Origin of the sequence: Aeribacillus pallidus (assembly GCF_050478865.1) — a bacterium.
Classification (GTDB): Bacteria; Bacillota; Bacilli; order Bacillales; family JACDOC01; genus JACDOC01.
The window spans coordinates 139,907-153,645 of the sequence record NZ_JBCNBW010000004.1; the positions used below are offsets into that span (position 1 = coordinate 139,907).

Sequence of the window (13,739 nt, forward strand, 5' to 3'; positions counted from 1 at the left end):
GAGAAAATGAAAAAAGCAACCTTTTTAGCGTGGATGTATATTTTTTTAATCTCTGTCGGAACAATGATTAGTTTACATATGCCAACTACAAAGACGATCGCCGAAGACGTACAGGTTATACCTGCAGAAGCGATTCGATTACGAATTTTAGCAAATAGCAACGGAAAAGAAGACCAAGAGCTGAAACGGAAAATTCGCGATGCCGTGAATGAACAAATTACATTATGGGTACAAGATTTGACTTCTATTGAAGAAGCGAGAGCTGTACTTCAAGCGAACTTACCTCTTTTAGAAGAAATTGCCAAAGATGTGATGGAACAGGAAGAAAATATTCAACCAGTTTCGGTCAATTTTGGGAAAGTATCGTTTCCTACAAAGCTATACGGTCAATTTCTTTATCCTGCCGGGGAATATGAGGCTATTTTAATTACACTGGGCGAAGGAAAAGGTGCCAATTGGTGGTGTGTTTTATACCCGCCCCTTTGCTTTTTGGACTTTTCTAACAGCGTTGCGACAAGTCCAGGGTTTGAAGAAGAAGAACAAACGAATGAAACGGTTGAAATCGCTTCTGAACCAACAACAGATTCAAAAGAACAAAAACCGGTGTATGCAGGTGATGAAACGCAAGAAGTGGAAGTAAAGTTTTTTGTCTGGGAGCTGTTTAAAGACTTGTTCGCTCTGTGAATAAATGTGAATAACTTGTGGATAAGTAGGGGCTCTGTGGAAAAGGAGCTTCTTTTTTATGGATAGGAAAAAGTTTTTCCGTTCTATTGTTCTATTATTTCTATGAAATCATATTCATAGAGTAAGAACTAAAGGGGGAATGAAAATGGGAACGATTCGTGTCGCTGAAAAAGAAGACTTTCAAAAGTTAAAAGAGTTTTTGCAAGATGGTAACGTATCTGCTAATGGGATGGATCATGACAACAACGTTTTTTTTATCGTCGAAAATGAGCAGAATGAATTGCTTGCAGCATTAGGCATTGACTTTGAACAATCGGTCGGATTATTGCGTTCATTCGTTATTAAAGTGGGAATGAATGATATCCATTTATTTTCTTTATTTGAACGAGTGTTCCAGTATAGTAAACAACAAGCCATCGAAACGGTGGTGTTAGCCACAGATAAGTTGTCCGTTCTACCTATTTTTCAAGGACTTGGGTTTGAATGGGTAGAAAAAGAACAGCTACCATCTGCGTTACAGTCAATGGAGCATGGTCGCAGCTTATTAGAGCAGCCAAATCGGTATTGGATGAAAAGAGACTTCTCCTAAGTTGAGGATAAACTGTGAATAAATCAAGTAATTTATTCACAGTTTGTTGATTTTATCCACATATATCCACAGTTTTATCCACAGAATGTGTAACATTTTTCCCCATACGGAGTCGGTGCTTGTTTTCAACGGCGCCATCTTTTATACTGGCAACAGTGAATAATATCGAGACAGCCGACAATCGTATTGTTGAACGGTAGATAGAAGAAGGAGAATGACCATGAAAACGTTTCAGTGGATTGTGGATAAAGGTGTGGATAATTTAGGTACTTGTCCACAAATTTCACAGGCAGCCCACTTTTTACAGCAAAATGAAGTCGTCGCATTTCCGACAGAAACGGTGTATGGACTGGGAGCTAACGCTAAATCGGATGAAGCGGTTCAAAAAATATATGAAGCAAAAGGAAGACCGTCCGATAATCCACTTATTGTGCATATCGCTTCAAAGGATCAGCTAGAAGAAATCGTCGCCGACATTCCGAAACAAGCACAGCAGTTAATGGACGCATTTTGGCCAGGACCGCTCACGATTATTTTTTATAAAAAGGACGGAGTGTTGTCCGAAAAAGTGACGGCAGGATTAAATACGGTTGCCGTCCGGATGCCTGATCACCCGGTGGCGTTATCATTAATACGTTGCGCAGGGCTTCCTATCGCCGCTCCAAGTGCAAATCGATCTGGGAAACCGAGTCCAACGACCGCGAAACACGTATGGAATGATTTAAACGGTCGAATTGCCGGCCTAATCGACGGTGGCGAAACAGGCGTAGGGGTCGAATCGACCGTTGTGGACTGTACTGGAAGTGTAGTGCAAATTTTGCGCCCTGGAGGAATTACGAAAGAGCAGCTGGAAGAAGTCGTTGGTAAGGTAGAAGTGGATCCGACATTAAAGACAGGAATGGGAACACCGAAATCTCCAGGAATGAAATATGCTCATTATGCCCCAGACGCTCCCCTATTTTTACTTGATGGGGACCGTGAGTGGATTCAACAATGGATTCATGATAAGCGAAATGAAGGGCTTAAGGTTGGTGTGTTAACAACAGAAGAGCATGTTGCTGATTACAAGGCTGACGTTGTCCTGGCGTGTGGTCAGCGAGAAGATTTAGCAACGGTTGCGGCTTCTTTGTACGATACGTTACGAACGTTTGATGAATCCGGAGTCGACATGATTGTTTCAGAAGTGTTTCCAACAGAAGGTGTTGGCTTAGCGATCATGAATCGCTTATTAAAAGCAGCATCCTATCAATATTTAAAACAAGAAGAATAATGTATCTGAGGAATGTCCATCAATGTCGATGACGATGGGCATTTTTCTGTTTTTGTTCCCCTCTTCTAAATTGGGTTTAAGTGCATATATTGTGAGTAGGCACGTCCAAGGGGGGAATCATTTTTGTCAGCGTATGTGGGGGAATGGATTACATTATTCATGATGGCATTTGCCTTAGGAATGGATGCCTTTTCCATTGGATTAGGAATGGGAATGATTCGACTTCGACTGAAACAGTTTTTATACATAGGTTTTATGGTCGGATTGTTTCATGTGTGGATGCCGCTGTTAGGGATTATGGCAGGAAAATTTTTGTCGCAAAAGTTCGGTACATTTGCCACGTTTGTAGGCGGAGGCTTATTAATCGTCTTAGGACTACAAATGATTTTTTCTAGCTTTCTGGACAATGATGAGTTCCGGGTGACTCCAAAAGGGGTGGGCATATTATTGTTTGCTTTAAGCGTTAGTTTAGACAGTTTTTCGGTTGGTCTTACGTTAGGCATTTTCGGTGCCCGAACAATCATTGCTATTGCAGGTTTCGGAATCATGGCAATGGTGCTTACATGGAGCGGATTACTTATCGGACGAAATGTTCAAAAATGGATTGGCAATTATAGCGAAGCGCTCGGGGGAAGTATTTTATTTGCTTTCGGGATCCAATTGATTTGGCCATTTTAAAAGGACCATTTTCTAGTGCAAGGCAATGTTCTATCTACAATTTTAAAAAATGGCTAGGTTATATGTCATTGTTGATTTTTAGCAAGTTATTCACAGTGAAGCGAAAGGTTGACTCCAGCGGGAACAAGAAGCCGCAAGACCCTTACTTGAGCGTAGCGAGGGAAGCGGCTTGCCTCGAAAAGCGTCCGCCTGCAACGAAATGTATAAATATCAACAGTATTTTTAACAGACATTCATGCCAATTGACATTGGCACATCGATGAATAAAATAACAGCAAAAGTTATCCACAGTTATTTTAGGGTAGAGCCTAAAAAATTGGTCTGAAATTAATAAAAAAATGTGTCTAGAACACGGAACAAAGTGACTCGAAGAACACCTCAACTTATATAGAATGAAACTTCTGTATCACGTGACAAAAATTTATAATCCGCCTTTCCGGCTTAAATGAAATTTCTAGAAACTGCAAATTTTTTTATTAAAGGGGACCTGTTTCAGTAGGTCCTTTTTCGTGTTCAAAAACTGTTTAAATTTAGCCAAATTTTATAAAAACTTTTAAACTGTCTACTATGGAAAGTAAATAAATTCCTTTATAATGGTCATTAAGGGGGAAAGAAAATGATTAATATTTTGTTTGTTTGTACAGGGAATACGTGTCGTAGTCCGATGGCAGAAGCGATATTAAAGTCCCATAATATTGAAGGGGTATCGGTAAAATCAGCAGGTGTTTTTGCAATGGAAGGTTCCGACGCGTCATTAAATGCTAAGTTAGTTTTACAAGAAAATAATATCGAACATGTTCATTCTTCAAAAATGGTGACGATAAAAGAAGTAGAGTGGGCAACTTACATTTTAACCATGACCGAAAGTCATAAAAACATGATTCTTAGCCAATTTGAAGAAGCAGAGGGGAAAACGTTTACGTTAAAAGAATTTGTAGAACAAGATGAAGATGATCCTGATGTAGTTGACCCATTTGGTGGGGATATCGACGTGTATCGTCAAACATTTCAAGAGCTACAAACACTAATCGAGCAAGTTGTGCAAAAATTGAAAAAGGAGTAAAGAATCTGAGAGGGGAAAAGAGATGAAAAAGAAGTACAGGTTTAGTCTAAGGAAAAAGTTAGTTCTTTTCACTACATTACTAGCTCTCATTACTTATTCTACGAGTGCATTTTTTATTTATGTTGTGTATCCGTATGTATCCCAAACGATTGGAGAAGGCATTTTTACCATTACGACTTTGTCTCTAGGGATTTTATGGACGGGAATTTTAACATTTTTCATGGCTGGATTTATTACCAGACCATTGAAAGAGCTGGAAAAGGCAGCAATCGAAGCGTCTCATGGGAATATACATAACGATGTCGATGTGCCAAAAGCCGATGATGAAATTCGCTCACTGGCACTGGCATTTAACCAAATGTTAGGTAACTTACGCGAAATGGTTCATAACATCGAAGACAACTTCCAGCAAACGAATGAAAAAGTGGTTGCTATTTCAACGGCTTCCACCAAAGCTGCTGAACAGGCGGACCAAATTGCTAAGACGATTAGCGAAATTTCAGCGGGCGCCGAAAGCTCTGCTATTTCGATTCAACGAACAGCAGAAGCAATTGAAGACGTTACTCGTCTTGCTGAAGAAGTACAACAAAAAGCGAAAGCCTCTGAAGAAGTTTCCACAACGATGCTCAACGAATTGCATCACAGTAAGGAAGTTATTCGCTCTTTAATTGATGGTATTCAACGGTTAGCAAACGACAATCAGCAATCGTTAGAAGCAGTACATCGCTTAGAAGACAACGCCAAGAAAGTCGAGCAAATTATTCAGCTTGTTGGGGATATTGCCGAACAAACGAACTTACTTGCATTGAATGCTTCCATTGAAGCGGCACGTGCTGGTGAACATGGAAAAGGTTTTGCCGTCGTTGCTGAAGAAGTCCGTAAGCTAGCGGATGAAAGTGCCAAAGCGGTTCAAGGAATCTCAGATCTCATTAAAAACATCCAAACAGAAGTGCAACATGTCGTTGAACAAATTAAAGTACAAGTCGAAACAGCGAACGAAGAGGCGAAAAAAGGAACGGAAACGAACCGCGTCATTGAAGAAATGACGGATACAATCCACGAAGTCGCTGATGCGGTAAAATTCATTTCGAATCTCGTCGATCAACAAATGTCTAGTATTCAACAAACATCTATGCAGTCGCAAGAAGTAGCGGCTATTGCTGAGGAAACTTCAGCTGGTGCTGGCGAAGTAAATGCAGCGACTAAAGAACAAGCCGAAGTCATGGACAACGTGGAAAAACTAGCGTACGAATTAAAAGAACAAGCCGAAAAGTTAAAAGGAACCATTACGCGGTTTCATTTATAATGTGGTTAGATAAATGCTGCTCTTATCAGGGGCGGCTTTTTTTGGTTAGCGTTCGAATTGATAAGAGTAAAAAACTATAAATAAGGGTAACTTTGTATAGGTATGAGCAAATACATTCGAATATGAGAAAAATTTCATATGTTATGAGCAAAAAAACTCAAGTTATGAGCGAAAAACTATCATTATGAGTAAAAAGACTCCTGTAACGAAATATTTTTTTCTCGTTAGTCAAATGCTCATCCCCATCTAATTTCCTTTATATTTTTTCAACCCTGTGTCAAAATAGGAGGAGATACATTTAAGGTAAAAAAGGAGGAGCATCATGAAAGTAGCCATTGCATCGGATCACGGTGGTGTGAATATCCGTAACGAAATAAAAAAATTGTTAGAAGAAATGGGCATCGAATACGAAGATTTCGGTTGTGAATGTGAAACGTCCGTCGATTATCCGGATTATGCGTTGCCAGTCGCCCAAAAAGTAGCGAAGGGTGAGTTTGACCGCGGCATTTTAATTTGCGGAACAGGTATCGGAATGAGCATTGCTGCTAACAAAGTAAAAGGGATTCGCTGTGCGTTAGTTCATGATGTATTTAGCGCAAAAGCCACACGTGAACACAATGACAGCAACATTTTAGCCATGGGAGAACGAGTGATTGGTCCGGGCTTAGCACGTGAAATTGCGAAAGTTTGGTTAACAACGGACTACGAAGGTGGGCGTCACGAACGTCGTGTGGAAAAAATTAAACAAATCGAGGAGCAAAATCAATAATCGAATGTCCTTCATTAAGGGGGCTTTAATATGGAACCGTTACGTCAATGGCAGGAAGATTTAAAGACGATTTTACGAGAATATCAGTCCCAAGCTCAGCTCAAACCAGGACAGCTGTTTGTTGTTGGTTGTTCTACATCAGAAGTTGTCGGAGAGCGGATTGGTACAGCGGGCACATTAGAAATAGCGAAAATGATTTTCGAACAGCTCCAATCGTTTGCTAAAGATCATTCGCTTCATTTAGCGTTTCAATGCTGTGAACATTTAAATCGTGCGCTTGTCGTGGAACGCGAAGTTGCCGAACGGTATCAACTCGAAGAAGTGACGGTTGTTCCGGTGCGTAAAGCGGGAGGGGCGATGGCTACGTATGCGTTTGAACATTTCCAAGACCCAGTCGTAGTTGAACAAATTCAAGCACATGGCGGGATCGACATCGGAGATACGCTCATTGGGATGCACTTAAAGAGAGTAGCGGTACCTGTCAGAACTTCCTTAAAGCAGATCGGCCATGCCCATGTGACGTTAGCGAAAACACGCCCGAAATTAATTGGTGGGGCTCGTGCGGTGTATGAACGAACAACAGAGAATGAAAGCTGCTCTTCATAAACAGTAGGTTACTTACAATCTGAACAATTCATGATAAAATAAAAAAGAATTTTCGAAATTGAGGAAATTGTTATTGAACGATAGAAAAGGGGGATATGGATGAGCAAAATTGCCCAACAAGATAAGGAAGTTTATCAAGCGATACAAGATGAGTTACAACGTCAACAGACCAAAATTGAATTAATTGCTTCCGAAAACTTTGTTAGCGAAGCGGTCATGGAAGCCCAAGGGTCGGTATTAACGAATAAATACGCGGAAGGTTATCCAGGACGTCGCTATTACGGTGGTTGTGAATACGTTGACGTAGTGGAAGATTTAGCAAGAGAGCGAGCAAAAAAAATCTTTGGCGCTGACCATGCAAACGTTCAACCTCACTCCGGTGCCCAAGCGAATATGGCGGTTTATTTCACGGTGTTAGAACCAGGTGATACGGTTCTTGGAATGAACTTGTCTCACGGCGGGCATTTAACTCACGGAAGCCCAGTTAACTTTAGTGGGATTCAATACAACTTCGTCGAGTACGGTGTGGATGAAAAAACGCATACGATTAACTATGACGATGTGCTAGAAAAAGCTCGTCAGCACAAGCCAAAACTTATTGTAGCAGGAGCAAGTGCTTATCCGCGAATCATCGACTTTAAAAAATTCCGTGAAATCGCGGATGAAGTAGGAGCTTATTTAATGGTTGACATGGCCCATATTGCTGGTTTAGTTGCCGCCGGCGTTCATCCAAGCCCAGTACCGTATGCGGATTTTGTCACAACGACGACACACAAAACGTTACGCGGTCCACGTGGCGGAATGATTTTATGTAAAGAAGAATTTGCAAAGAAAATCGACAAAGCGATCTTCCCGGGTATTCAAGGCGGTCCGCTTATGCATGTTATTGCGGCGAAGGCGGTAGCGTTAGGTGAAGTCCTTCAAGACGACTTTAAAGTGTATGCTCAAAAAGTCGTGGATAATGCGAAACGTCTCGCTGAAGCCTTAAAGAACGAAGGACTAGACCTCGTATCTGGCGGTACAGACAACCATCTATTATTAGTCGATTTACGCTCCTTAAACTTAACAGGAAAAGTAGCGGAAAAGGTATTAGATGATATCGGTATTACCGTTAATAAAAACACGATTCCGTTCGATCCAGAAAGCCCGTTTGTCACAAGCGGTATCCGTATCGGAACAGCCGCCGTTACGACCCGAGGCTTTGGATTAGAGGATATGGATGAAATCGCTTCGATTATTGCTTATACGTTAAAACATCATGAGGACGAAGAAAAATTAGAACAGGCACGGAAGCGAGTAGAAGCTTTGGCAAAAAAATATCCCCTTTATGAAGGAAAATAACTTGTTCAAGACAGGCTAAATCGTAGCCTGTCTTTTTTGTGGTGCGCTGGCATGGGTGTTAATCTATAGTGTAAAAGTTCCTAGAGTATTGAGGCACTTCCGCTTTTTATTTCATTAACATTCTTTTTTTCAATTTTTGTTCAAAATGTTACCGCTTTCTATGATTGAACATAGTTAGAGAACGTTATAATATAAAAATGTGAAATACTTCACAAACAAAAAACTAAGCAGTTTATTTTTTTTTAAAAATTTATGTGAAGTATTTCACATACTCAAAAGAATTACTTTCTACTAATTTCTATAGGAGATGACTAGCATGAAAAAACTTACTAGAAAAGTTGCAATCATCGGTACAGGATTAGTTGGTTCAAGTGCAGCCTATTCTATTATTAATCAGGGAATCTGTGATGAATTATTAATGGTTGATATAAACAAAGAAAGGGCACTCGGTGAAGCATTAGACTTATCGCATTGTATCGATTTTGTACATTCAAGAACGAAGGTTCGTGCGGCATCATATAGCGATTTAGTAGATGTCGATGTAGCCATTATTACTGCTGGTCCACCGCCAAAACCAGGACAAACTCGCCTTGATACACTAGGAATTGGCGCAAAAATTATGGAAGATATCGTTCCACAAATTATGGCGAGCGGTTTTAATGGAATATTCTTAATTGCTTCAAACCCAGTTGATATTATCACGTATCATGTGTGGAAACTATCCGGTTTGCCAAGAAATCGAGTAATTGGAACAGGTACTTCATTAGATTCTTCAAGATTAAAAACATTTTTATCTGAAATTTTAGATGTCGACCCAAGAAGTATTAGCGGTTACATGATGGGGGAACATGGTGATTCACAATTTGCCGTCTGGTCTCACACTTACGTTGGCGGAAAGCCACTTCTAGATATCTTAGAGGAACGTAAAGAAGAAATCGGTGAAATCGATTTAGAGCAAATGGTCGACATGGTTAGAAAGGTTGGCTTTGAGATCTTAAAAAGAAAAGGGACAACTTACTACGGTATCGGAAGTACATTGGCTTATATTACAAAATCAATTTTTAATGACGATCATAAAATCATTGCCTTATCTTGTGTGTTAGATGGCGAGTATGGCGAGACGGATATTTGTACAGGAGTTCCGGCGATGATTACACGTGAAGGAATCAAAGAAATTGTGGAACTTCGACTAACTGAAGAAGAACAAGAAAAGTTCAGAAAATCCAATGCGGTTTTAAGGGAATATATGGATAGCATTGGTTACGGACAAAAGATGTTAGCATTTGTTTAATTCTCCTTTGTAATAAAACATGATCATCTATAGAAAGAAGGCGCTTCTTATGAAAGAGTATGTGATGCCAAGAATTTTTAAAGCCTCCACAGGGATTGCGCAAGGAATTTTCGTAACGCTTGGTATTGGTCTGCTCATTAAAAACATTGGAACGAGTCTTGGAATTGATGCACTTGTACAAATTGGTACGATTTCAATTAGTCTGATGGCACCAGCCATCGGTGCGGGAATCGCCTTAATGATGGGAGCCAACGCTCTCGTTATATTCTCAGCGATGATCGCAGCGGCGGTCGGGGCTGGGGCTTTAAGCATTACAGAAGCAGGTGTTTTTATTAAAGCAGGGGAACCCATTGGAGCACTGCTAACAGCTACCATCGCAACGTATGTAGGTAAGCGAATTAGTGGAAAAACACCTCTTGACATGATGGTTGTACCATTTGGAACGATTTTAATTGCTGGACTTGCTGGTTTATGGCTATCAACAGTTATTGCTCCGCTGTTAACAACGGTAGGTGGATTGATTAAAGCATCAACTGCCGGGAATCCATTACTATCTTCGATTATTTTAGCCGTTGTTTGGGGCCTATTCCTAATTTCACCGGCATCATCTGTGGCATTAGCGATGGCCTTAGATTTAAGCGGCATTGCAGGGGGAGCAGCTTTAGCAGGGTGTGCCGCACACTTTATAGGATTCTCCATCATATCCTGGAAGGAAAATCAGCTAGGCGGAATATTAGCGCAAGGTATATGTACTCCAAAAGTACAGTTGCCTAATATTACAAAAAACCCTTACATTTTATTGCCAACCTTGATTGCAAGTGCGATTGTTGGACCAATCTCCGCCTTAGTATTCAAAATTGAAGCGGGAAAAGAAATTGCGGGTATGGGATTAAGCTCTTTCGTGGCACCTATACAGTTGTTAACAACATATGAATTCGAATTTATCGTTCCAGCTATGTTAATCACTTATATTGTAATACCAGCAGTAATTTCTTACGGAGTATACTATATACTTAAAAAGTTTGGAAAGATAAAAGAACATGACCTGACATTACCGAACTAAATATTTGGAATGGAAAGAGCCGGGATAATATCAATGAAATCCCGGTTTTTTCTACAATTTAAGGGCTATTTAAAATAAAAAAAACCTTTGAAGTTTCCCTTTCTTTAATAATTGTTTACAGATATCTCCACAATATTGATGAAAACGGTTCTTTTTTGTAAAATAAAACGAAGTGTGAAAGAATTAAGAGAAGTCGGTGCGGAATTTTTTTTGCCCATTTCTAACAATAGCATCGTCAGTTAACTAATAAAAAGGAGAGAGTAGCCGTGGGAAAAGTATATGTGTTTGATCATCCGCTCATCCAACACAAATTAACGATTATCCGTGACAAAAATACAGGAACAAAAGAATTCCGTGAATTAGTTGATGAAGTAGCTACACTGATGGCCTTCGAAATTACCCGCGATATGCCTCTTAAAGAAATTGAAATCGAAACTCCTGTAAGCCGTGCAAAAGCGAAAATTTTATCCGGTAAAAAATTAGGAATTGTCCCGATTTTACGTGCCGGCATTGGAATGGTTGACGGTATTCTAAAATTAATTCCAGCCGCCAAAGTTGGTCATATCGGCTTATACCGTGACCCAGAAACATTAAAGCCGGTCGAGTATTATGTGAAACTGCCAAGCGACGTGGAAGAACGTGACTTTATTTTAGTCGATCCGATGTTAGCTACAGGTGGTTCTGCCGTTGAAGCGATTCATTCGTTAAAGAAACGCGGTGCGAAAAATATTAAATTTATGTGTTTAATCGCGGCTCCTGAAGGAGTAGAAGCTATTAAAGAAGCTCATCCGGATGTGGATATTTATATTGCTGCATTGGATGAGAAATTAAACGAAAAAGGTTACATCGTCCCAGGATTAGGTGACGCTGGAGACCGTTTATTCGGTACAAAATAACAGAAGGTAGGTGCCTTTATGAACCGACCGATTAAAGTAATGACCATTTTTGGGACAAGACCGGAAGCGATTAAAATGGCTCCGCTTGTATTAGAGTTAAAAAAACGTCCAGAAACCTTTGAACCGATCGTAGCTGTAACGGCCCAACATCGACAAATGCTCGATCAAGTACTCGAGATTTTTGGTATTAAACCAGACTATGACTTAAACATTATGAAGGATCGACAAACGTTAGTCGATGTGACGACTCGTGGACTCGAAGGTTTGGATCGTGTAATGAAAGAAGCGAAACCAGATATTGTTCTTGTCCATGGAGATACGACGACAACATTTGTTGCTAGCTTAGCGGCTTTTTATAACCAAATTGTCGTTGGACATGTTGAAGCAGGTCTTCGTACGTGGAATAAATATTCTCCATTCCCAGAAGAAATGAACCGCCAATTAACGGGTGTGATGGCCGATTTACACTTTGCGCCAACGAGTAAGTCAGCTCAAAACTTATTACAAGAAAACAAGCCAGAAGAACGCATTTTTGTGACAGGTAATACGGCCATCGATGCACTCAAAACAACGGTCAAAGACGAATACGAGCACGAGATTTTACAACAAATCGGTAAAGATCGTCTGATTTTATTAACCGCTCATCGTCGCGAAAACTTAGGTGAACCAATGCGAAATATGTTCCGTGCAGTGAAGCGAATCGTCGAAGAGCATGATGACGTTCAAGTGGTGTATCCGGTACACTTAAATCCAGTTGTTCGGGAAATTGCGAATGAAATTTTAGGCAACCACCCGCGGATCCATCTCATTGAACCTTTGGATGTGATTGACTTTCATAACTTCGCTGCTCGTTCGTACCTCATTTTAACGGATTCTGGCGGCGTACAAGAAGAAGCGCCTTCTTTAGGAGTTCCAGTTCTCGTATTGCGTGATACTACTGAACGTCCAGAAGGAATTGAAGCAGGAACATTAAAACTTGCCGGTATCGAAGAAGAAACGATTTATCAGCTTACAAAACAACTGCTAACCGACAAAGAAGAGTATGAAAAAATGGCGAAAGCTGTTAACCCATATGGTGATGGCGAAGCTTCCCGCCGAATATGCGATGCCATCGAATCGTATTTTGAAAAGAGATCGAGCTAAGGACCATGAGGACAAGCTGACACTACCTTCTGTGAAAGAAGGTAGTGTTTTTTAATGATCTGTTTAAAATAAATACTCTTGAAAAGGGAAAAATTACAGCATAAAAGAGCAAATCGATGGATACATGCATAACTATACTAAAATAGCGAAAAATGTAACAAAATAAGGATTATAGGGGATAGAATGTTGTGGATGCATACGACAAGTTAAGAAAAATAGTAAATAATATTACCTTACTTATTAAATTTTGACTATTTTGTGAACAAACCATAAAATTGGAAAACGGTTGTGAAACTTTTCAATTGAAAGACATTGACATTGACAAAGGGCTATTGTATGCTTACAAAGGGTGTAGAATGATAGGGTTTTCATAGCGTTTCAACGAAAACAACATTTTCACTTTTTAGATAGTGGAAATAATATATTCCCCTCAATGATTCCATTCCTTTCAGTAGGGGAGGATGCAAAATGAGTAAAAATGGAAAGCGTCCTTTCCAGGCGATGGCGTTATATACGGCCATTCTTTCACAACTTGTCGGTTCCATCCTTGTCGGTATCTTCGGAGGAAGATGGCTCGATCGAGTGATGGGAACAGTACCGCTTTTTATGATCATTGGACTTTTCCTAGGTCTTGCTACAGGAATTTATGCCATGCTTCGAACAGTGAAACACTTCAATGCAGGAGACTAGTTTTTATGCCAGAACTATCCATATTATTTCAAAGGCATAAAAAATACATATTCTACTTGCTCTCTCTCTATGTTCTTGGTTGGGGATTTACTCCGTACCAGACCATATTCCTTGGATTAATATTAGGGACGAGCTTAAGCTTTTTCAATCATTGGTTGATGGTGAAGCGAACCGAACGCTTTGGCGATTTGGTCGTTCAAGGAAAAAAAGTACGGTCGCTAGGGACATTATCTCGAATGGCTGTCGCTGTGTTAGCCGTATTAATTGCTACACGTTATCCAACGTATTTCCATTTACTTAGTGTTGTATTGGGATTAATGACATCTTATATTGGGCTCTATACTAAATGT

The 13,739-nt window shown here is 40.1% G+C and carries 15 protein-coding genes; all 15 read left to right on the top strand.

Going from position 1 to position 13,739, the window contains the following annotated elements; all coding sequences use genetic code 11:
- The first annotated feature begins 6 nt into the window (after positions 1-6).
- Positions 7-684 (top strand): stage II sporulation protein R, encoded by a 678-nt coding sequence (gene spoIIR, locus ABES52_RS01285; protein ID WP_429648133.1) that lies wholly within the window; start codon positions 7-9, stop codon positions 682-684.
- A gap of 145 nt (positions 685-829) precedes the next feature.
- Positions 830-1,273: a GNAT family N-acetyltransferase gene (locus ABES52_RS01290; RefSeq protein ID WP_429648135.1), complete on the top strand. Its 444-nt coding sequence runs from the start codon at positions 830-832 to the stop codon at positions 1,271-1,273.
- A gap of 220 nt (positions 1,274-1,493) precedes the next feature.
- Complete coding sequence (locus tag ABES52_RS01295; RefSeq protein ID WP_429648136.1) at positions 1,494-2,543, top strand: L-threonylcarbamoyladenylate synthase; 1,050 nt, start codon at positions 1,494-1,496, stop codon at positions 2,541-2,543.
- A 123-nt stretch (positions 2,544-2,666) separates the two neighbouring features.
- Positions 2,667-3,221, top strand: coding sequence for a manganese efflux pump MntP (locus ABES52_RS01300; protein ID WP_429648138.1), 555 nt, complete (start codon positions 2,667-2,669; stop codon positions 3,219-3,221).
- A 616-nt stretch (positions 3,222-3,837) separates the two neighbouring features.
- Positions 3,838-4,284: a low molecular weight protein arginine phosphatase gene (locus ABES52_RS01305; RefSeq protein WP_429648140.1), complete on the top strand. Its 447-nt coding sequence runs from the start codon at positions 3,838-3,840 to the stop codon at positions 4,282-4,284.
- Positions 4,285-4,306: 22 nt separating this feature from the next.
- On the top strand, positions 4,307-5,590 hold the full coding sequence (locus ABES52_RS01310) for a methyl-accepting chemotaxis protein (protein WP_429648142.1): 1,284 nt from the start codon (positions 4,307-4,309) through the stop codon (positions 5,588-5,590).
- A 322-nt stretch (positions 5,591-5,912) separates the two neighbouring features.
- Positions 5,913-6,359, top strand: coding sequence for a ribose 5-phosphate isomerase B (gene rpiB / locus ABES52_RS01315; protein ID WP_429648144.1), 447 nt, complete (start codon positions 5,913-5,915; stop codon positions 6,357-6,359).
- Between the two features lie 30 nt (positions 6,360-6,389).
- Positions 6,390-6,965 carry a TIGR01440 family protein gene (locus tag ABES52_RS01320; protein ID WP_429648146.1) on the top strand — a complete coding sequence of 192 codons (576 nt, stop codon included), beginning with the start codon at positions 6,390-6,392 and terminating at the stop codon, positions 6,963-6,965.
- 99 nt (positions 6,966-7,064) lie between these two features.
- The gene (glyA, locus tag ABES52_RS01325; RefSeq protein WP_429648148.1) at positions 7,065-8,306 is read left to right on the top strand and encodes a serine hydroxymethyltransferase; all 1,242 of its coding nucleotides are present in this window, start codon (positions 7,065-7,067) and stop codon (positions 8,304-8,306) included.
- A 316-nt stretch (positions 8,307-8,622) separates the two neighbouring features.
- Positions 8,623-9,597 carry an L-lactate dehydrogenase gene (locus tag ABES52_RS01330; RefSeq protein ID WP_429648150.1) on the top strand — a complete coding sequence of 325 codons (975 nt, stop codon included), beginning with the start codon at positions 8,623-8,625 and terminating at the stop codon, positions 9,595-9,597.
- A gap of 49 nt (positions 9,598-9,646) precedes the next feature.
- The gene (locus ABES52_RS01335) at positions 9,647-10,660 is read left to right on the top strand and encodes a PTS sugar transporter subunit IIC (RefSeq protein WP_429648152.1); all 1,014 of its coding nucleotides are present in this window, start codon (positions 9,647-9,649) and stop codon (positions 10,658-10,660) included.
- Between the two features lie 266 nt (positions 10,661-10,926).
- A complete protein-coding gene (upp, locus tag ABES52_RS01340; RefSeq protein WP_429648153.1) occupies positions 10,927-11,556 on the top strand; it encodes a uracil phosphoribosyltransferase in 630 nt (209 codons plus the stop codon).
- A gap of 18 nt (positions 11,557-11,574) precedes the next feature.
- Complete coding sequence (wecB, locus tag ABES52_RS01345; protein WP_429648155.1) at positions 11,575-12,699, top strand: non-hydrolyzing UDP-N-acetylglucosamine 2-epimerase; 1,125 nt, start codon at positions 11,575-11,577, stop codon at positions 12,697-12,699.
- Between the two features lie 468 nt (positions 12,700-13,167).
- A complete protein-coding gene (locus ABES52_RS01350) occupies positions 13,168-13,389 on the top strand; it encodes an AtpZ/AtpI family protein (protein WP_429648156.1) in 222 nt (73 codons plus the stop codon).
- 5 nt (positions 13,390-13,394) lie between these two features.
- A partial coding sequence (locus ABES52_RS01355) for an ATP synthase subunit I (protein WP_429648158.1) occupies positions 13,395-13,739 on the top strand: 345 nt, incomplete at its 3' end.